This is a genomic window from Streptomyces sp. NPDC059454 (assembly GCF_042749965.1).
Taxonomy (GTDB): domain Bacteria; phylum Actinomycetota; class Actinomycetes; order Streptomycetales; family Streptomycetaceae; genus Streptomyces.
This window is the reverse complement of record NZ_JBHYVC010000071.1, coordinates 1-23157: the sequence shown is the minus strand read 5'-3', so window position 1 is coordinate 23157 and position 23157 is coordinate 1. Positions and strand designations below refer to the sequence as shown.

The following is a 23157-nucleotide window of genomic DNA, read 5'->3' as shown; positions in this document are numbered from 1 at the left end:
CCTGGGGGATGGGAAGCCCGTGTCCGACGTCAGCAACACGTTCCACACCGTGTCCGCCGCGCAGACTGGCATCTGGGTGGCGCAGCGCATGGCACCCGACAATCCCTTCTACAACTGCGGCGTCACCTACACGCTCACCGGACGGCTCGACGAGGACGCCCTGCGCCGGGCCGTCACCCAGGCCGTTGCCGAGGCCGAGACACTGCGCACCCGGTTCCATGACACGGCGGACGGGCCCCGGCTGACCATCGAGCCGGCCGGTGAGCCCGAACTGCACGTCATCGACCTCACGAACCGGCCGGACCCGGAGGCCGAGGTCGGGGCCTGGACGGCCGCCGACCTCGCCCGGGCCACCGACCTCAGCCGTGAAGCTCCGTACACGCACGCGCTGTTCACCACCGGGGAGCAGCGCAGCGTCCTGTACTTCCGCTACCACCACATCGTCCTGGACGGCTTCGGCCAGCACCTCTACATCCGGCGGCTCGCGGAGCTGTACACCGCGTTCGAGCAGGGCCTGGCCCCGGCCGGATCCACCGCCGCACCCCTCGCCGAGCTGCTCGCCGAGGACGCCGCCTACCTCGCCTCCCCCCGGCACGCCACGGACGCCGCCCACTGGCTGGCCGCGTTCGCCGACCACCACGAGGGCACCCCGCTCGCCGGGCGGGTCGCCCCCGCCACACCGAGCACCCTGCGCCTGGTCACGCCCCTGTCGCCGGAGGTTTTCGGCGGGTACGCCGACGGCGGTGTCGGCGGCCTGTCCGCGACGGTCGTCGCCGCCACCGCCGCTTATGTGCACCGCCTGCTCGGACGGTCAGAGGTCATTGTCAACATGCCCATGGCCGCCAGGCGTTCGCGTGCGGAACTCGGCACGCCCGCGATGCTCGCCAACGAGGTGCCCGTCCGCCTCACCGTCCACCCGGACACCACCTTCGGTGACCTCGTGGACCAGGCGGAGGAACGGATCCGCCAGGCCATCCGGCACCAGCGCCACCGCGGCGAGACCCTGCGCGCCCGGCTCGGTCTGTCCGCCGAGGCCGATGCCCTGACCGGCCCGCAGGTCAACGTGATGGCCTTCGAGCAGGAGACCCGCTTCGGAGCCCGCACCGCCATGCGCCGTCAGCTCGCCAACGGCCCCATCGCCGACCTGACGGTCAACCTCTACCGCACGCCCGGCACCGGGGAGACACAACTGGAGTTCTGCGGCAACCGCGAGCTCTACACCGAGGACGAACTCGCACGCCAGCAGAACCGGTTCACCGCCTTCCTCCAGCGCGCCGCGACCGAACCCGGGCGCCCGGTCGCCGCCCTGGAGCTGCTCACCGACGCCGAACGCGACACGCTCCTCGGAACCTGGAACGCCACCGCGCGCGAGCGGGCGGCCACCACCCTGCCCGTGCTGTTCGAGGCACAGGCCGCCCGTACCCCGGACGCGCCCGCCCTCCACCACGACGGCGGCACGCTCACCTACGCCGAACTCAACACCCGGGCCAACCGTCTCGCCCACCTGCTCATCGCCCACGGGACGGGGCCCGACCAGCACGTCGGCCTCGCGCTGCCGCGCTCCGCCGACCTGGTCGTCGCCCTGCTCGCCGTGCTCAAGTCCGGCGCCGCCTACCTGGCCGTCGACCCCGACTACCCCGCCGACCGCATCGCCCACATGCTCGGCGACGCCCGCCCCGGTCTCGTCCTGACCACCGCGGACCTCGCCGCCGGCCTGCCGCCGCACGGCGGCGACGCGCTGGTCATCGGCGACCTCGACACCGCCGGCCGGCCCGTGCACAACCCCACCGACGCCGACCGCCCCCGGCCGCTGACCCCCGCCCACCCGGCGTACCTCATCTACACCTCAGGATCCACGGGTGTTCCCAAGGGCGTGATCGGCCTCCATGAAGGCGCCGTCAACCGGCTGCTGTGGTTCGGGGAGGAATTCCCCTTCGACGGACGGCCCGTGCTCGCCAAGAGTTCTCTCAGCTTCGTGGACGGCACCACTGAACTTCTCGGTCCGCTCGTGCACGGCGCGCCCGTCGTGCTCTGCGGCCCCGAGGCCGCCCGCAGCGCCGCCATGATGACGGAGCTCGTGGCCCGGCACGGCGTCGGACGCATCACCCTTGTGCCCAGCCTCCTGGCCGAGCTCCTGGACGGCGACGACGCCGGTGCGATCGCCCCGTGCACGCTGTGGGTGACCAGCGGCGAGGCCCTGCCCCCGGCCCACGCCGACCGGTTCCGGGCCGCGCTGCCCGGCGCCCGCCTGCTGAACCTGTACGGATCCTCCGAGGCCAGCGGCGACAGCCTGTACGCCGACGTCACCGCGGGCGCCGTCCTGATCGGCCGCCCCATCGCCAACACCCGCGCCTACGTCCTGGACGACTCCCTGCGCCCGGTCCCGGCCGGCACCGTCGGCGAGCTGTACATCGCGGGCACGGGTCTGGCCCGCGGCTACCTCGGCCGCCCCGGCCTGACCGCCGAGCGGTTCGTGGCCGACCCCTTCTCCGGCGCCGGTGAGCGCATGTACCGCACCGGGGACCTGGCCCGCTGGACCGCCGACGGCCGGCTCGAATACCTCGGACGCGCCGACCAGCAGGTGAAGGTACGCGGCTTCCGCGTCGAACCGGCCGAGATCGAGGCGGTCCTCGCCGCCCACTCCGCGGTGGAACACGCCGCCGTCGTGCTGCGCGAGGACCGTCCGGGCGACAAGCGGCTGGTGGCCTACGTCGTCGGCCGCGCCGACACCGGCGAGCTACGCGCCCGGGTGGCCCAGGCCCTGCCGGACTACATGGTGCCGTCCGCCTTCGTCACGCTGCCGGCGCTGCCGCTCAACCCCAACGGCAAACTGGACCGGGCCGCCCTGCCCGCGCCCTCCCACGCCTCACGGGGCGGCGCCCCGCGCACCGCCGCCGAGACCCGACTGTGCGCCCTGTTCGCCGAGGTCCTCGGCGTGCCGCAGGCAGGCGTCGACGACAGTTTCTTCGACCTCGGCGGCGACAGCGTCCTGGCCCTGCGGCTGGTGTCCCACGCCCGGCGCGCGAACCTGGCCCTCACCGCACGCGACGTCTTCGTGCACCGCACCGTCGAGGCCCTGGCCGCCGTTGCCCGGACCGCGACGGACACCGGGACGCACACCCTTCCCGACCCCCTGCCGCAGCACGAACTCGCCCTCCTCGACGCCCCGTCCGGCGCCCGCGTCCTGCCGCTGACACCCCTTCAGGAAGGCCTGCTCTTCCACAGCGTCTTCGACGAGGACCAGCCCGACCTCTACACCGTCCAGGCCGTCCTCGAACTCGGCGGCCCACTCGACACCACCCTCCTGCGCACCGCCGCGGCGAATCTGCTGCGCCGGCACGACGCACTGCGCGCCGGCTTCCGGCACGGAGGACTGAGCCGTGCCGTCCAGGTCGTCCCGGCCGAAGTCCCCTTGAGATGGCGGGAGGAGACGGCCGCGGACGGGCAGGCGCTGGACGCGCTGCTCGCCCGGGAACGCGCCACGCGCTTCGCCCTGGACCGGCCGCCGCTCGTCCGCTTCCTGCTGGTCCGCACGTCGGCCGAGCACCACGTCCTGGCGCTGACCGCCCACCACACCGTCGTCGACGGCTGGTCGCTGCCCGTCCTCGTCCGCGACCTGCTCCACGGCTACGCCGACGAGCGGCCACTGCCCGAAACGCGGCCCTACGAGGACTACTTGGCGTGGCTCGCGGCACAGGACACCGAGGCCGCCCGGCAGGCCTGGACCGCGGCGTTCGACGGGTTCGAGGAGCCCGCCCGGCTGGCGCCGGCCGTGCCCGGCCGCACCCCGGTCCTTCCCGCCCGCGTGGAGCACGACCTGTCCGCCGCGCTCACCGCCCGCCTGGGACAGCGCGCCCGCGAACTCGGCGTCACCCTCAACTCCCTGACCACGGCCGCCTGGTCGCTGGTCCTGTCCCAGCTCCTGGGCCGCACCGACGTGGTGTTCGGCACCACTGTGGCCGGCCGTCCCGCCGAACTCGGCGGAGTGGAGGACATGGCAGGCCTGTTCATCAACACGCTGCCCCTGCGCGTCCGGCTGGACCCCGCCGAACCCCTCGGCTCCCTCGCCGCACGCGTCCAGCAGGAGCGAGCGGCCCTGCTGGAGCACCAGCACGTCGGTCTCGCCGACATCCAGCGGTGGACCGGGCTCGGCGAACTCTTCGACACCTCCATGGTGTTCGAGAACTACCCCCTTGACCGTGCCGCCCTCGGCACCCTGGCGGGCGAGGGCGGTCTGCGGCTCGTGGACGCCCGGGCCCACGAGGGCGCACACTTCCCGCTGAGCCTCGTCGTCCACCCCGGCGAGCGGCTCCGGCTCCGGATCGACCACCAGCCCGACCTGATCGACGCCGCCGGGGCCGAGAGGACCGTCGCCCGGCTCACCCGCGTCCTGGAGCAGTTCGCGACCGCCCCCTCGACTCCCACGGGACGCGTGGAAGTCCTCGCCGACGACGAACGTGCGATGCTGCTCGAAGGGTGGAACGCGACCGGACGCGTCGTGCCCGCGGACGCGCTGCCGCAGCTCTTCGAGGCCGTCGCGGCCCGCTCCCCGCACGCCACGGCCGTGGTCTGCGGCGACCGCGAACTCACCTACGGCGAGCTCAACGCCCGCGCCAACCGCGTGGCCAGGCTGCTGGTCGCGCGGGGTGCGGGCCCCGGTCACCGGGTCGCCGTCCGGCTGCCGCGCTCCGCGGACCTCGTCACCGTGCTGCTCGCCGTGGCCAAGTCGGGTGCGGCGTACGTACCGCTCGACCCGGATTTCCCCGCCGACCGCATCACGTACATGACCGAGGACTCCCGGCCCGTCCTGGTCGTGGACGAGGGCTGGCTGGAGGCCGCCCGCACCGAGGACCACGCGCCGGACAACCTGGCCCCGGTCCTGCCGCACAGCCCCGCCTACGTGATCTACACCTCCGGTTCGACCGGCCGCCCCAAGGGCGTGGTCGTCGGCCACGCCGCCCTGGTCAACTTCCTCGACTCGATGACCGGTCCGTTCGCCCTGACCGCGGAGGACCGGCTGCTCGCGGTCACGACGGTCGGCTTCGACATCGCCGCCCTGGAGCTGTACCTGCCGCTGCTGGCGGGCGCACGAGTGGTGCTCGCCGACAAGGACACCACCCGGGACCCGCAGGCGCTGGCCGACCTGATCGGCACCTCCCGGGCGACGGTGATGCAGGCGACGCCCAGCCTGTGGCGGGCCCTCGTCGACGAGTTCCCGACGGCACCCGCCGGGCTGCGCGTTCTCGTCGGCGGGGAGACACTCCCCGCCGACCTCGCAGGCCGCCTGCAGGCCACGGCCCGGTCGGTCACCAACCTCTACGGCCCCACCGAGACCACCATCTGGTCCACGGCCGGTGAGGTCGCCGGCGACAGCGCCGCGCGCGGTTCCATCGGCCGGCCCATCGGCAACACCCGCGTCTACGTGCTGGACGCGGCCTTGCGCCCGGCGCCCGCCCACGTGGCCGGTGAGCTGTACATCGCCGGCGCGGGCCTGGCCCACGGCTACCTGGGCCGGGCCGGTCTCAGCGCCGAGCGCTTCGTCGCCGACCCGCACGGACCGGCCGGCACCCGCATGTACCGCACCGGCGACCTGGTGCGCTGGTCGGCCGACGGTGAGCTGGAGTACCTCGGCCGCGCCGACCACCAGGTCAAGGTGCGCGGCCACCGCATCGAGCCCGGCGAGATCGAGGCCGTCCTGCTCGGCCACGCCGCGGTGTCCCGGGCCGTGGTCGTGGTGCGCGAGGACCACCCCGGCGACAGGCGCCTGGTGGGATACGTCGTCGGCACCGCCGCCTCCGAGGAGCTGCGTGCCCATCTGGCGCGGACCCTTCCCGAGTACATGGTCCCGTCGGCGCTGGTCGTGCTGGACGCGCTGCCGCTGACCCCCAACGGCAAGCTCGACCGGGCGGCCCTGCCCGCCCCCGACTTCGCCGGCGCGGTCACGGGCACGGCGCCCCGCACGGCGCTGGAGAAGACGCTGTGCAGCTTGTTCGCCGAGGTCCTCGGCGTGCCCGAAGTCGGCGTCGACGACAGCTTCTTCGCCCTCGGCGGCGACAGCATCGTCGCGGTCCGCCTGGTCGGCCGCGCCCGCCGGGCCGGACTGCGCGTCGCCGTCAAGGACGTCTTCGCCCACCGTACGGTCGCCGCGCTCGCCGAGGCCGTACCGCGTGCCGCGGCCGACGCCCTCGACGACTCCCCCCTCGACGACTCCCCCCTCGACGCACCCCTCGGTGCGGAGGAACTGACCGGGCTGCGGGCGCACCTGCCCGCGTCGGCCGAGGTGCTGCCGCTGACCCCGCTCCAGGAAGGCCTGGTCTTCCACAGCGTCTTCGACCAGGGGGCCCCCGACGTCTACACCGTGCAGGTCGCGGTCGAGCTCCTCGGCACGCTCGACGTGCCCGCCCTGAAGGCGGCCGCCGCCGGGCTGCTCGCCCGGCACGACGCGCTGCGCGCCGGCTTCCCCACCGAAGGGCTCAGCCGTCCCGTGCAGGTGGTCCACGCCGACGTACCCCTGAACTGGCAGGAGACCGAGGCCACGGGCGAAGGGGCGCTGCACGAGCGGCTGGTCGGTGAGCGCGAGCGCCGCTTCGACCTCGGCCGGCCCCCGCTCGTCCGCTTCCTGCTCGCACACACCGGAACCGGGCGCGCCGTGCTGGTCCTGACCGCGCACCACGCCGTACTGGACGGCTGGTCGATGCCCGTACTGCTGCGGGAGATGCTGGAGCTGTACCGGGGCACCTCCGCGCTGCCCGCGCCGCGGCCCTTCACCGACCACCTGCGGTGGCTCGCCCACCGCGACCGGGACGCGGCCGAACGGGCCTGGCGGGAGGCGTTCGCCGACGTCGAGGAGCCGACGCGGATCGCCGCCGCGTCCGCCGGCCGGGTTCCGGTCCGGCCCGAACGCGTGGAGACCTCCCTGCCCGCGCCCGCCACCGCGGCACTCGCCGAACGGGCCCGCTCCCTCGGTGTCACCCTCGGCACGGTGGTCGAGGCGGCCTGGGCGCTCACGCTGTCGCGCACCCTGGGCCGCGACGACATCACCTTCGGCGTGACCGTCTCCGGACGGCCCGCCGAGACCGACGGCATCGAGGACTGTGTCGGTCTGTACATCAACACCGTTCCACTGCGGGTGCGCCTGAACCCGGCCGAGCCGCTCGGCGAACTGCTGCGGCGCGTGCAGGGCGAGCGGCAGCGGCTGCTGGAACACGAACACATCGGGCTCACCGACATCCAGCGCGCGACCGGGCTCGGCGAACTCTTCGACACCTCCGTGGTGTTCGAGAACTTCCCACTGGAGGCCGCCGCCTTCACCGAGCTCACCGAGGCGGTCGGCCTGCGGGTCGGCGAGGTCCGCGCGCACGACGCGGTGCACTATCCGCTCGGCCTGGTCGTGACCCCCGGCGACACCCTGCGGCTGCGCCTGGACCACCAGCCCGACCTCGTCGACCGCACCACCGCGCGGGCCGTCGCGGACCGGCTGGTGCGCATCCTCCGGGCGCTCGCCGACGACGCCGGCCGGCCCACCGGGCGGCTCGACGTGCTCACCGCCGACCAGCGGCGGCTGACGCTCGGCACCTTCAACGACACCGCCCACGAGACCACGCCGGTCACCTTGCCCGCCGCGTTCCAGGCGCAGACGGCCCGCACCCCGGACGCCACCGCCGTCGTCTTCGAGGACACACGGCTGACCTACGCCGAGCTCAACGAGCGCGCCAACCGGCTCGCCCGGCTCCTGGTGCGGCACGGCGTCGGCCCGGAGCGGCGGGTGGCGATCGCCCTGCCCCGTTCCCTCGAACTCGTCGTGGCCATCTACGCGGTGGTGAAGGCGGGCGGCGCCTACCTGCCCGTCGACACCGACTACCCGGCGAACCGCATCGCCCACCTGCTCACCGACGCCGCCCCCGAACTGGTGCTGACCCGCGGCGACGTGGCCGGCCGGCTGCCCGCGTCCGCCGCCGCGCGCCTGCTCGTCGAGGAGGCCGACACCGCCGGACTGTCCGGCACCGACCTCACCGACGCCGACCGCACCGCGCCGCTCGGGCTCACCCACCCCGCCTACGTCATCTACACCTCCGGCTCCACCGGGCGGCCCAAGGGCGTCGTCGTCAGTCACGCGGCCATCGCCAACCGTCTGCTGTGGATGCAGGACGCGTACCGGCTCGACGCCACGGACCGGGTCCTGCAGAAGACCGCCTTCGGCTTCGACGTGTCGGTGTGGGAGTTCTTCTGGCCCCTCGCCGTGGGCGCGACCCTCGTTGTCGCCCGGCCCGAGGGACACCGCGACGCCGCCTACCTCGCCGGTCTGATCCAGGCCGAGCAGGTCACCACCGTGCACTTCGTGCCGCCCATGCTCCAGGCCTTCCTCCAGGAGCCCACGGCGGCACGCTGCACCTCGCTGCGCCACGTCGTGTGCAGCGGCGAGGCCCTGCCGCGCGACCTGGAACAGCGGTTCCAGCGGCTCCTGCCGGCCGCACTGCACAACCTGTACGGCCCCACCGAGGCCGCCGTCGACGTCACCGCGTGGGACTGCGCCCCCGACGACACCGGCGCCTCGGTGCCGATCGGCCGGCCCATCTGGAACATCCGCGTGCGGGTGCTGGACAGCGGACTGCGGCCGGTGCCGGTCGGCACCCCCGGCGAGCTGTACATCTCGGGCACCGGCCTGGCCCGCGGCTACCTCGGCCGGCCCGACCTCACCGCCGAGCGCTTCGTCGCCGACCCGCACGGACCGGCCGGCACCCGCATGTACCGCACCGGCGACCTGGCCCGGTGGCGGGCCGACGGCGCGCTGGAGTACCTCGGACGCACCGACCACCAGGTGAAGATCCGCGGCCTGCGCATCGAACTCGGCGAGATCGACGCCGCACTGACCGGCCATCCGGGTGTGGCCTGGGCCCAGACGGTGGTGCGCGAGGACCGCCCCGGTGACCGGCGCCTGGTCGCCTACGTCCTGGCCGCGCACGGCCCGGTCGGGCACGGCCCGTTGCGCGACCATCTGACGCTGATGCTGCCCGACTACATGGTGCCGTCCGCCTTCGTCACTCTCGACGAACTGCCGCTGACCCCGAACGGCAAGCTGGACCGCAGGGCCCTGCCCGCCCCCCTGCCGTCGGCCTCCGTCGGCGGCAGGGCGCCGCGCACCGAGACCGAACGCACCCTGTGCGGCCTGTTCGCCGAGGTGCTCGGCCTGCCCGAGGTGGGCGTCGGCGACGGCTTCTTCGCCCTCGGCGGCGACAGCATCATGTCGATCCAGCTGGTCGGCCGCGCCCGGCAGCAGGGACTCGTCCTCACCGCGCGCGACGTGTTCGAGCAGCGCACCGTCGAGAGCCTCGCCGCCGTCGCGGCACGGGCCGGATCCGGCGCCGCCAGGGAGCCGGACGTCGCGGTGGGCGCGCTGCCGTTGCCACCCATGGCCCACTGGCTGGCGGAACGAGGCGGCCCGGTCGACGGGTTCGCCCAGTCCCTCGCCGTGCGGGCGCCCGCCGGGCTGAGCCGCCGGGACCTGCTGACGGCCCTGCAAGCCGTCCTCGACCACCACGACGCCCTGCGGACGCGCCTGTCCGACGGCGAACCGTGGTCGCTCACGGTCGGTGAACGCGGCTCGGTGGCAGCCGGCGCGCTGCTGCGCCGGGTCGGCGCGGAGGGGACCGGCGATGCCGAGCTGGACGAGCTCATGACCGAGCATGCCGCGGCCGCCCGTGCCCGGCTCGCGCCGCGCGACGGCGTGATGCTCCAGGCGGTGTGGTTCGACCGGGGCCCGGCCGCGTCCGGCCGACTGGTCCTGGTCGCCCACCACCTGGTGGTCGACGGCGTGTCCTGGCGCGTCCTGCTCTCCGACCTCGCCGACGCCCGGCAGGCGGCCACCACCGGCCACGCCCCCGTGCTCGCCGCGCCGAGCCTTTCCTACCGTTCCTGGTCGCGACGCCGCCACGCGGCAGCCGCCGACGGGGCGTATCGGTCACAACTGCCCTACTGGCGGGGGGTGCTGGCGGGTCCTGAGGCCACGACGGACACTTCCGCGCCGGACGTCCACGGCGCAGCCGCCTCGCCCGCCACGGCTGGAATGCCCGCCCTCGACCCCGCGCTCGACACCCACGGCACCGCCGCCTCGCTGCGGCTCAGGCTGCCCGCCGAGTTGACGCGAGCCGTCCTGACCACCGCGGCCGCCCGCTACCGGGTGCGTCCCGACGACGTCCTGCTCGCCGCGTTCGCGGCGGCCGTCACCGCCTGGCGCGGCACCGGCGACCCGACCGTACTGGTCGACCTGGAGGGCCACGGCCGTGACGCGCTGGACGCGGACGACGCCGATGTCTCCCGGACCGTCGGCTGGTTCACCAGCCTGTACCCGGTGCGGCTCGACGCGGGAGTGCCGGACGCCGAGGCGCGTGCCGGGCTGCGCGCGGGCGGCCCCCGGGCCGACCGGCTGCTGAAGCGCACCAAGGAACTGCTGCGTGCGGTGCCGGACCACGGCCTCGGCTACGGCGTACTGCGCCACCTCGACGCACAGGCCCGCGCCGAACTCGCCACGCTGCCCTCGCCCGCGCTGGGTTTCAACTACCTGGGCCGCGTGACCACGGGTGACGAGTCGGACTTCGGCGTCGTGCCCGGCAGCAACGGCATCGGCGGATCCGCCGACGCCGGCCTGCCACTCGCCCACGCCCTGGAACTCAACGCGCTGGCCGAGGACGGCCCCGACGGACCCGAACTCGTCGCCACCTGGACCTGGGCCGGCCGCCTGTTCGACGAGGACCGCGTGCGTCTGCTGGCCGAGGAGTGGTTCGAGGCCCTGCGCGGCCTCGCGACCTTGGTCGACCGGCCGGACGCGGGAGGTCTGACGCCCTTTGACATCGCTCCCGCGCGGCTCGGCCAGCGCGAGATCGAGGAACTGGAGCGGCGATTCGCCGGCCGTCTCGAGGACGTCCTGCCGCTGTCCCCCTTGCAGGAGGGGCTGCTCTTCCACCACTCCTTCGACGAGGAGTCCGGCGACGTCTACACCGTGCAGCTCGCCGTCGACATCGAGGGCGAGCCGGACACCACCCGGCTGCGCGCAGCCGCGGCCGGGCTGCTGGAGCGGCACCCCAACCTGCGGGGGGCCTTCCTGCACGAGAACCTGAGCACCCCGGTGCAGGCGGTGCTGCGCGACGTTCCGCCGCCCTGGCAGGAGGCCGACCTCGGCGCACTGGACGAGGACGAGCGGGAGCGTGAGGCCCGGCGACTGCTCGACGCCGACCGCGCCCGCCGCTTCGACCCCGCCCGGCCCCCGCTCGTGCGGTTCACCCTGCTGCGGCTGGGCGCCCGGCGCCACCGGCTGGCGATCACCTCGCACCACGTGCTGTGGGACGGCTGGTCCCTGCCCGTCGTCGTACGCGAACTGCTGGAGCTGTACCGGGGCGAGCGCCCGCTGCCGCCGGTCAGGCCCTACCGGGACCACCTCACGTGGCTGGCCGGCCAGGACCGCGCCGCCGCCGAGGCAGCCTGGCGCGAGGCCTTCGCCGGATTCGAGGAGCCGACGCTCGTCGCCGCCCCCGACCCCGGCCGCACCCCGCTGCTCCCGGACACCGTGGAGGCGTCCCTGCCCGCCGTGCTCACCGCCCGGCTCACCGAGCGGACGCGGAACCTGGGCGTGACGCTCAACTCGGCCGTCCAGACGGCCTGGGGCCTGGTCCTCGCCCACCAGCTCGGCCGTGACGACGTGGCGTTCGGAGTCACCGTCTCCGGCCGCCCGGCCGAGACGGACGGCGCGTGGGACACCATCGGCCTGTTCATCAACACCGTGCCGGCGCGGCTGCGCCTCGATCCCGCGGAGCCCGTCGGCGAGCTGCTCGCACGTGTCCAGCGGGAGCAGGCACGGCTGCTGGAGCACCAGCACCTCGGGCTCGCCGACATCCAGCGCGCCGTCGGACTCGGGGAACTCTTCGACACGTCCCTCGTGTTCGAGAACTACCCGCTGGACGCCGCGGCCCTGAACACCGTCGCGGCCGGAACAGGCCTCGAGCTCACCGGCGCCCGCACCCGTGACGCCGTGCACTACACCTACGGCCTCGTCGCCACTCCCGGGGACGAGCTGCACTTCCGCCTCGACCACCAGCCCGGTCCGGTCACCGGACAGGCCGCACGCACCGTCATGGACCGCTTGCTGCGCATCCTGACGGCCATGGCGGAGACGCCTGAGTTGCGGGTCGGGTGTGTGGAGGTGCTTGCGGCCGAGGAGCGTCGGGTGTTGCTCGACGGTTTCAATGCCACTGGGCGTGTGGTGTCCGCGGGTACGTTGCCGGAGTTGTTCCAGGCGCGGGTGGCGCGGACTCCGGATGCGACGGCGGTGGTGTTCGGGGAGGTCCGGCTGACGTATGCCGAGTTGAACGCCCGTGCCAATCGGCTTGCGCGGTTGCTGGTGGAGCGGGGTGCGGGTCCGGAGCGGTGTGTGGCGGTGTCGCTGCCGCGTTCGGCCGATCTGGTGGTCACGCTGCTGGCGGTGATGAAGGCGGGGGCGGCGTACGTCCCGGTCGATGCGGGGTATCCGGCGGAGCGCATCGCGCACATCCTCGACGACGTCGCGCCCGTACTCGTGGTCGATGAGGCCTGGCTGGCTGCCGCTGATCTCTCCGGCCGTTCGACCGATGACCTGGCCCCCGTTGATGTGGCGTCGCTGGCGTATGTGATTCACACGTCGGGTTCGACGGGCCGGCCCAAGGGGGTCGCGGTCTCGCATCGGGGTATCGCGAGTCTGGCTGCCGGGCAGATCGAGCGTTTCGCCGTCACGGCGGACAGTCGGGTGCTGTGGTTCGCCTCGCCGAGTTTCGATGCGGCGGTGTCGGAGTTGTGCATGGCGTTGCTGGCGGGTGCGGTGCTGGTGCCGGCGCCCGCTGAGCGGTTGCTGCCGGGTGCGGCGCTGGCGGGGCTGGTCGGCGAGGAGCGGATCACGCATGTCACGCTGCCCCCGTCGGCGCTGGCGGTCCTTCCGGACGATGCGCTGCCCACCGTGACCACTTTGGTGGTGGCGGGTGAGGCGTGTCCGCCGGATCTGGTGGCGCGCTGGTCGCGTGGCCGCCGGATGATCAACGCGTACGGGCCGACGGAGTCGACGGTGTGCGCGAGCATGAGCATGCCGCTGTCGGGCGCGGTGGTGCCGCCGATCGGTGCTCCGCTGGTCAACACCCGCCTGTATGTGCTGGACCGTGCCCTGCGGCCCGTCCCGGTCGGCAGCCCGGGGGAGTTGTATATCGCGGGTGCGGGTCTGGCCCGGGGATATCTGAACCGGCCCGGGCTGACCGCGGAACGCTTCGTCGCCTGCCCCTATGGTCCGGCGGGTGCCCGGATGTACCGGACGGGTGACCTGGCCCGCTGGACCGCGGACGGGGAGCTGGAGTACCTGGGCCGCGCCGACGACCAGGTGAAGATCCGTGGTTTCCGGATCGAGCCGGGTGAGGTGGCCGCCGTGATCGCCGGGCATCCCGCCGTGGCCCGCGCGGTGGTGGTCGTGCGGGAGGACCGGCCCGGTGACAAGCGCCTGGTCGCCTACGTCGTGCCGGTGCCCGGCGCGGACGCCGATCCGGTGCGGTTGCGCCGGCACGCCGCCGAACGGCTCGCCGCCCACATGGTGCCCTCGGCGTTCGTCGCCCTGGACACCCTGCCCATCACCCCGAACGGCAAGCTGGACCGCAGGGCCCTGCCCACCCCGGCCTACGGCACGCTGTCCACGGCCGGTTACCGGGGTCCGCGTTCGCCGCGCGAGGAGATCCTGTGCGGTCTGTTCGCCGAGGTCCTCGGCGTGGAGCGGGTCGGCATCGACGACGGGTTCTTCGACCTGGGCGGCCACTCCCTGCTCGCCACCCGCCTGGCCAACCGCATCCGCGCCACCCTCGGCGAGGAACTGCCGGTACGCCGCCTCTTCGAGACCCCCACCGTCGCCGGACTCGCCGCCTGGCAGGGCACCGGCTCCACCCGTACCGCCGCGCGTTCGGCCGAGCGCCCGGAGCGGCTGCCGCTGTCGTTCGCGCAGGAACGCCTGTGGTTCCTCAGCCGGTTCGACGAGGCGTCCGCCACGTACAACATCCCCGCCGCGCTGCGGCTGACCGGCGACCTGGACCGCACCGCGCTCGAAGCCGCGCTGGCCGACGTGGTGGCCCGGCACGAACCGCTGCGCACCGTCGTCGGCGAGGACGCCGAGGGCCCGCACCAGCGCGTGCTCGACGCCCGTGAGGCCGCACCGCGCCTGCGGACCGAGGCCGTCGACGACGCCGTACTCGGGGAAAGGCTGGCCGGGGAGACCGGCCGGGCCTTCGATCTGTCGTCCGAACCACCGCTGCGAGTACGGCTTTTCGAGCTCGACGCGCGGGAGCATGTGCTGTTGCTCGTCCTGCACCACATCGCCGGTGACGGCTGGTCGGTGGGGCCGCTCGCGCGGGACCTGACCGCCGCCTACGCGGCCCGCCGTGCCGGTCACGCCCCGGACTGGGCCGAACTGCCGCTGCAGTACGCGGACTACGCTTTGTGGCAGCGTCGTACGCTCGGCTCCGGGACCGATGAGGACAGCCTGCTCGCGCGCCAGCTCACGTTCTGGAAGGACGCGCTGGCCGGGCTGCCCGAGGAACTGGAGCTGCCCACCGACCACCGTCGGCCCGCCGTGTCCTCGTACACCGGCGGCGTGGTGGAGTTCGAGGTGCCGGCCACCCTGCACGAGCGGCTGACAGCGCTGGCCCGGGAGTTGCGCGCCACACCGTTCATGGTGGTACGGGCCGCCCTGGCGGCCCTGCTGTCGCGGCTGGGTGCCGGGACGGACATCCCCATCGGCACGCCGGTCGCCGGGCGCGCCGACGACGCCCTCGAAGGCCTGGTCGGGTTCTTCGTCAACACGCTGGTGCTGCGCGCCGACCTGTCCGGCGAGCCGTCCTTCCGTGAACTGGTCACCCGGGTGAGGGAGTTCGACCTGGCGGCGTACGCGCACCAGGACGTGCCGTTCGAGCGGCTCGTGGACGCGCTCAACCCGGCCCGCTCCATGGCCCGCCACCCCCTCTTCCAGACCTCGCTGACCTGGAACGACACCACCGAGCAGGCGCTGGGCGCGCTGCGCGGCCTGCCCGGTCTCGCCGTCCGCCCCGAACCGGTGGCCACCACGGCGGCGAAGTTCGACCTGTCCTTCGTCTTCGAGGAGCGGCGCGCGGCCGACGCCACCCCCGCGGGACTGGCCGGCAGCCTCGCCTACAGCGCCGACCTGTACACCCACGACAGCGCCGTGACCCTCACCAGGCGCCTGGTGCGCGTCCTCGACGCCGCCCTGGCCGACCCCGAGCGGCCGGTCACCCGCATCGACGTCACCGACGCGGCCGAGCGCGCCCGGATGCTGGCCGCGGCCGGCACGGGCGGCACGCCCACTCCGACCCGGTCCCTCGCCGGGCTCTTCGAACAGCGCGTCGCGCTCGCCCTCGACGCGACCGCCGTCACCTGCGGGGAACGGTCGCTGACCTACCGGGAGCTGAACGAGCGGGCCGACCGGCTGGCGGACCACCTCGTGGCGCACGGCGCGGGCCCGGAGCGGTTCGTCGCGGTGTCCCTGCCGCGCGGCCTCGACCTCGTCGTGGCCCTGCTGGCGGTCGTGAAGTCCGGGGCGGCGTACGTCCCCGTCGATCCCGGCTACCCGGAGGAGCGCATCGCCTACATCCTCCAGGACACCGCCCCCGTCCTCGTCGTCGACGAGGAGTGGCTCGCCACGGCCGCCGTGGAGCCCGCCGTCTCCGGCCGCGACCGCGTCCCGGCCGCCCCGGCACACCCCGCGTACGTCATCTACACCTCCGGCTCCACCGGCCGCCCCAAGGGCGTCGTGGTCCCGCACGCCAACGTGGTGCGGTTGTTCACCGCCACGCAGGACACCTACGGCTTCGGCCCGGACGACGTGTGGACCCTGTTCCACTCCGCCGCGTTCGACTTCTCGGTGTGGGAGCTGTGGGGTCCGCTGCTGCACGGCGGCCGGCTCGTCGTCGTGCCGTTCGAGGTCAGCCGCAACCCGGTGGAGTTCCTGCGGCTGCTCGTGCGAGAACGGGTCACCGTGCTCAACCAGACCCCGTCGGCCTTCTACCAGCTGATGCGGGCGGACCGGGACCACCCCGGCCTCGGCGACCGGCTGGCGCTGCGCCGGGTGGTCTTCGGCGGCGAGGCGCTCGACCTCGGCCGGCTGGAGAGCTGGGGCCGCCGGCACGGCGACACGGACCCGGTGCTGGTCAACATGTACGGCATCACCGAGACGACCGTCCACGTCAGCGTGCGCGCACTGGACACCGCCGCGTGGACGGGCGAGCACCGCAGCCTGATCGGCGTCGGCATCCGCGACCTGCGGGTGTACGTCCTCGACGACGCCCTGCGCCCGGCCCCGGCCGGCGTCACCGGCGAGATGTACGTCGCCGGCGCCGGCCTGGCCCGCGGCTATCTCAACCGCCCCGGGCTGACCGCGGAGCGGTTCGTGGCCTGCCCGTTCGGAGCACCGGGGGAGCGCATGTACCGCACCGGTGACCTGGCGCGGTGGACCGCGGACGGTGAGCTGGAGTACCTGGGGCGTGCCGACGACCAGGTCAAGATCCGCGGCTTCCGTATCGAGCTCGGCGAGATCGAGAGCGTCCTCCTGGCCCACCCGCGGATCGCCCAGGCCGCCGTCGTCGTCCGCGAGGACCGGCCGGGCGACAGGCGCCTCGTCGCTTACGCGGTGCCCGACGGCGACACGCTCGACACCGTCTCCGTCCGGGCCCGGCTCGCGGCAGAACTGCCCGATTACATGGTGCCGTCCACCGTCGTCCCCCTCGAGGCACTGCCCCTGACGGTCAACGGCAAGCTGGACCGCAGGGCACTGCCCGCTCCCGAGTACGGCACGCCGGAAACGGCCGGCCACCGCCCTCCGCGTTCGCCGCGCGAGGAGATCCTGTGCGGTCTGTTCGCCGAGGTCCTCGGCGTGGAGCGGGTCGGCGTCGACGACGGCTTCTTCGACCTGGGCGGCCACTCCCTGCTGGCCACCCGCCTGGTCAACCGCGTCCGTGCCGCGCTCGGCGCGGAGCTGTCGGTGCGGGACCTGTTCGAGACGCCCAGCGTCGCCGGCCTGGCACCGGCCCTGGACGCGGCCGCGAGCGGCACCACCCGCCCCGTCGCCCGGGCGGCCGAGCGCCCCGAGCGTCTGCCGCTGTCGTTCGCGCAGCGCAGACTGTGGTTCCTGCACCGCTTCGAGGGCCCGTCCGCCACCTACAACATTCCACTGGCCCTGCGCCTGACCGGTGTCCTCGACCGGGCGGCCCTGGATGCGGCACTGGCCGATGTGGCAGCCCGGCACGAGGCACTGCGCACCGTCTTCGCCGAGGACGAGCAGGGCCCGCACCAGGTCGTCCTCGACCAGGCGCGCCCCGCGCTGCACACGGTGACCGACGAGACGGAACTGGGCGCGGCGGCCCGCTACGCCTTCGACCTCGCTGCCGAACTCCCCTTGCATGTCGTGCTGTTCTCCCGCGACGACCGCGAGCACGTTTTGCTGGTGGTGCTTCACCACATCGCCGGCGACGGCCGGTCCACCCTCACCCTCGCCCGCGACCTCGCCACCGCCTACGCGGCCCGCCGTGCCGGTCACGCGCCCCACTGGGACGAACTACCGGTCCAGTACGCCGACTTCACGCTGTGGCAGCGCGAGGTGCTGGGCTCCGAGGACGACCCGGACAGTCTCGTCTCCCGCCGGCTCGCCTTCTGGCGGGACGCGCTGGCCGGACTGCCCGAGGAACTCGACGTCCCCGCCGACCGGCGCCGTCCGGCGACGGCGTCGTACAACGGCGACGTCGTGGAGTTCGAGGTGCCGGCCGCCCTGCACGAGCGGCTGACGGCACTGGCGCGGGAACTGCGCGCCACCCCGTTCATGGTCCTGCAGGCAGCGCTGGCCACGCTGTTGTCACGGCTCGGCGCGGGCACCGACATCCCGATCGGCACCCCGATCGCGGGCCGCACCGACGACGCCGTGGAGGACCTGATCGGGTTCTTCGTCAACACGCTGGTGCTGCGCACCGACCTGTCCGGCGAGCCGTCCTTCCGCGAACTCGTCGCGCGTGTCAAAGAGTTCGACCTGGCGGCGTACGCCCACCAGGACGTGCCGTTCGAGCGGCTCGTCGACGCGCTCGACGTCACCCGCTCGACCTCCCGGCACCCGTTGTTCCAGACCGTCCTCACCCTCGACGACACCGCCGAGCAGGAGGCCCTCTCCCGGGCCGCCGCCCTGCCCGGACTCGATGTCGGGCCGTACCGGATCGACACCGGCGTGGCCAAGTTCGATCTGTCCTTCGGCTTCGTCCGCGCCCACGCGGCCGGCCCCGGACTCACCGGCCGCCTCGAATACGCCACCGACCTGTACGACCGGACCACGGCCCGAACGCTCGCCGACCGGCTGGTGCGCGTCCTGGAAACGGTCCTCGCCGACCCCGACGCACCCGTCTTCCGGGCCGACGTCCTCGGCGCCGAGGAACGCCGGCTGCTGATCGACGGCCGCAACGACACCGCCCGGCCCACCCCCGCGGCCACGCTGCTCGGACTCTTCGAGGGCAACACCGAGGCCACACCGGACAAGACGGCCCTCATCGGGGACGGCACCGAACTGACCTATGCGGAACTCACGGCACGCGCCCACCAGCTGGCGCACCGGCTGCGCCGCGCCGGAGTGCGGCGCGAGACCCGGGTCGCCCTGCTGATGGACCGCTCCGTCGACCTGGTCGTCGCCGTCCTCGCCGTCCTCAAAGCCGGCGGCGTCTACGTGCCGCTCAGTGCCACCTATCCGGACGAGCGGCTGCGCTGGATCATCGGTGAGACCGGCACCCCGCTGATCGTCACCGACCGGGCCCAGCGGGAGCGGACCGGGACCGTCGCCGGTCCGCTGGACGTCCTCGTCGTCGACGACCCGGCCACCGCCGACGCCCTCGCCCGCGAGGACACCTCCGCACCCGGATTCGTCCCCACGCCCGGCGATCTGGCCTGCGTCATGTTCACCTCCGGCTCCACCGGCCTGCCCAAGGGCGTCGCCGCGACCCACGGGAACATCGCCGACCTCGCCCAGGACCAGTGGTGGCGCTCCGGCTGCGCGGAACGCGTCCTGCTGCACTCCCCGCACGCCTGGGACGCGCTCACCCTGGAACTGTGGGTCGCCCTGCTGTGCGGCGGCAGCGTCGTCGTCGCACCCGCGGGTGACCTCGGCGTCGAGGCCGTCGGCGCGCTGATCACCGGACACGGCGTCACCGGACTGTGGCTGACCGCCGGCCTGTTCGCGGTCCTCGCCGAGGAACAGCCCGACTGCTTCCGGGGCGTGCGCCAGGTGTGGACCGGCGGCGACGTCGTCCCGCCCGCCGCCGTCCGCCGCGTCCTGGAGCGCAGCCCGCACATCGAGGTCGTCAACGGCTACGGTCCCACCGAGACCACCGTGTTCGCCACCCGCAACCCGGTCGGCGCGGCCGACGCCCAGCGGCTGCCCAGCGTCGTCCCCATCGGACGCCCGCTGGACAACATGCGCGTGTACGTCCTCGACACCGCCCTGCACCCCGTGCCCGACGGCGTCCCCGGCGAGCTGTACGTGGCCGGCAGCGGCCTCGCCCGTGGCTACTGGGCGCGCCCGGACCTCACCGCGGAACGCTTCGTGGCCTGCCCGTTCGGGGCACCCGGCGAGCGCATGTACCGCACCGGCGACCTGGTGCGCTGGAACACCGGCGGACAACTGGAGTTCGTCGGCCGCGCCGACGACCAGGTCAAGGTGCGCGGCTTCCGCATCGAACTCGCCGAGATCGAGGACGCCCTCGCCGCCCACCCGGGCATCCGGGCGAACGCGGTGGTCGTCCGCGAGGACCGGCCCGGCGACAAGCGCCTGACCGGCTACGTCGTCGCGCTGGACGCGCCCCTCGACCTCACCGAGGTCCGCACCCACCTCGCCGCCCGGCTGCCCGACTACATGGTGCCCACCGTCCTGGTGCCGCTGCCCGAACTACCCCTGACCACCAACGGAAAACTGGACCGCAAGGCCCTGCCGGCCCCCGCCCGCGCTCCCCGCGCCGCCGGACGGCCCGCGTCGGGCCCGGTGGAGGAGGCGCTGTGCGCTCTCTTCGCCGAGGTACTGGGCGTGCCCGGGGTCGGCGTCGACGACAGCTTCTTCGACCTCGGTGGTGACAGCATCGTCTCCATCCAGCTCGTCAGCCGGGCCCGCAAGGCCGGGTTCACCCTCACTCCGCGCGACGTCTTCGACCACCGGACGGTCGCCGCGCTCGCCGGGGCGATCACCGGCCGGGCACCCGCGCCCGTCGACGACACCCCGCAGGAATCCGCCACCGGGCCCGTCCCGCTCACCCCGATCATGCACTGGCTGGCCGAACGCGGCGGTCGTCTGGACCGGTTCAACCAGTCCGTCGTGATCCAGGTCCCCGCGGGCATGGCGTACGACGATCTGCACGCCGCCCTGCAGGCCGTACTGGACCGGCACGACGCCCTGCGCATGCGCTGCACCACGGACGACTCCGGGCATCCGCACGCGGACATCCCGCAGCCGGCCGCCCTCGACGCGGCTCACTGCCTGACCCGCGTCGACACCGCGGACACCGACCCCGGCACCCTGGACAGGCTGCTCACCGAGCACGCACGGGCCGCGCTCGACCGGATCGCGCCCGCCGACGGCGTCATGCTCCAGGCCGTCTGGCTGGACCGCGGCCCGTACGCGCCCGGCAGGCTCCTGCTCCTCGCCGACCACCTGGTCGTCGACGGCGTCTCCTGGCGCATCATCGTCTCCGACCTGGCCGACGCCTGGCAGGCGGCGGCCTCCGGCGGCAACCCCGAACTCCCGCCCGTCGGCACGTCCTTCCGGCACTGGGCCACCGCCCTGCACGCCGCCGCGACGGACCCGGCGCGCACCGGCCAACTCGCCCACTGGGCCGAAACCCTGAGGGGCAGCGAGCGGCCGCTCGGCACGGACACCCTGGACCCTGCACGCGACACCCACGCCACGTCCGGCTCCCTCACGCTCACACTGCCCGCGGACGTCACCGAGGCCGTACTCACCACCGTGGGCTCCGTGTTCGGCACCGGCGTCACCGACGGACTCCTCACCGCCCTCGCCCTGGCCCTGGCCGACCGGCCCGGCACCGGCGGCCCGGGCCTCCTCGTGGACATCGAGGGACACGGCCGCGAGGAGCAACTCGTCCCCGGTGCGGATCTGTCCCGCACCGTCGGCTGGTTCACCAGCCTCTACCCCGTGCGCCTCGACCCGGGCCCGCTGGACCGCACCGCCCGTGAGGACGCCTTCGCCGGCGGCCCCACCGCGGGCCGCGTCCTGAAGACCGTCAAGGAGCAGCTGCGTGCCGTCCCCGACAACGGCGTCGGATACGGCCTGCTGCGCCACCTCAACCCCAGGACGAAGGCCGTGCTCGCCGAACTCGTCCGACCTCAACTGGGATTCAACTACCTGGGCCGCGTCACGGCACGGGAGGCCGCCGACTTCACCGCCGTACCCGGCGTCGGGGCGCTCGTCCCCGGCGACGACCCCGGCGCGCCCCTGACCCATGTGCTGGAACTCAACGCCCTCACCCAGGACGGCAGCGACGGACCCGAACTCGTCGCCACCTGGACATGGGCCGAGCGGCTGCTGTCCGAGTCCGAAGCGCGTCAGGTGGCCGAGGGCTGGTTCGCCGCCCTGCGCGGCCTCGCCGAGCACGCCCGGCATCCCGACGCGGGGGGTCTCACCCCGTCGGACGTATCCCTGGTGTCCATCAGCCAGGACGAAATCGACGCATTCGAAGACGACTTCTTCGCAGACCAGGAAGACGAGTGAGGAAAGCCGTGAGCCGTAAGTCCCGTTCCATCGAGGACATCCTGCCCCTTTCGCCGCTGCAGGAAGGTCTCATCTTCCACAGCGTCTACGACGACCGCGGCGCCGACATCTACACCGTGCAACTCGTCTTCGACATCGAGGGAACCCTGGACTCCGCCACGCTGCACACCGCGGCGCAGGCTCTCGTCCGGCGCCACACCAACCTCCGCGCGGGCTTCCGTCAGCGCAAGACCGGCGAGTGGGTCCAGGTCGTCCTCGGCGACGCCCCGCCGAGCTGGACCGAGACCGACCTCGCCGGCCTGCCCGAGGCCGACCGTGAGACGGAGGCGGAGCGCATCGTCACCGAGGACCGCGCCCGCCGCTTCGACATCGGCCGGCCGCCGCTGCTGCGGTTCACCCTGATACGCCTCGCCCCCGAACGGCACCGGCTCGCCCTCGCCGTTCACCACGCCGTCCTCGACGGCTGGTCGCTGCCGGTCCTCCTGCGCGAACTCCTCGCCCTGTACGTCTCCCGGGGCGACGCCGGCGCCCTGCCCCGCCCCCGCCCCTACCGGGAGTACCTCGCCTGGCTCGCCGGGCGCGACCGCGGCGCCGCGCTGGACGCCTGGACCGCGGCCTTCGAGGACTTCGACGAGCCGTTCCGGATCGCGCCCACGGTCCCCGGCCGCACTCCCGTCGTCCCGGACAAGGTCGAGTTCGGCCTGCCCGCCGACACCACCCGCGCCCTGGCCGACCGCGCCCGCACCCTCGGTGTCACCCTGAACACCGTCGTCCAGGGCGCCTGGGGTCTCACCCTGTCCCGCCTCCTCGGCCGCACCGACGTCGCCTTCGGCGTCACCGTCTCCGGCCGTCCCGGCGACCTCTCCGGCGTCGAGGACATGGTGGGTCTGTTCATCAACACCCTGCCCCTGAGGCTGCGCCTGGACCCCGCCGAGCCCCTCGGTGATTTCCTCGAGCGCCTCCAGCGCGAACAGTCCGCGCTCCTGGAGTACCAGTACATCGGCCTGGCCGACCTCCAGCGGGCCATCGGCAAGGGCGAACTCTTCGACACCTCCATGGTGTTCGAGAACTACCCCCTCGACAGCGCGGGCCTCGACTCCTCGGCCGAAGTGGGGGGCCTGCGCCTCGCCTCCGCCCAGAGCCGCTCGGCGATCCACTACACCTACGGCCTCGTCGCCCACCCCGGCGAGGAACTCCGCTTCCGACTGGACTTCCAGCCCGACCTCGTCGACCGCGCGTCGGCGGAGGCCCTGGCTGAGCGGTTGGTGCGGGTGTTGGAGGTGGTGGTTGCTGATCCGGGGGTGCGGGTCGGTGGTGTGGATGTGCTTTCGGATGCCGAGCGGGGT

The 23157-nt window shown here is 73.8% G+C and carries 2 protein-coding genes; both read left to right on the top strand.

The window, feature by feature from the left end; all coding sequences use genetic code 11:
• The first annotated feature begins 19 nt into the window (after positions 1-19).
• Entirely contained in the window at positions 20-21811 is a 21792-nt protein-coding gene (locus ACFXAE_RS31480; RefSeq protein ID WP_384721473.1) for a non-ribosomal peptide synthase/polyketide synthase, read from the top strand.
• Positions 21812-21819: 8 nt separating this feature from the next.
• Positions 21820-23157, top strand: a 1338-nt coding sequence (locus tag ACFXAE_RS31475) for a condensation domain-containing protein (RefSeq protein WP_384721470.1), incomplete at its 3' end; no start/stop codon positions are given.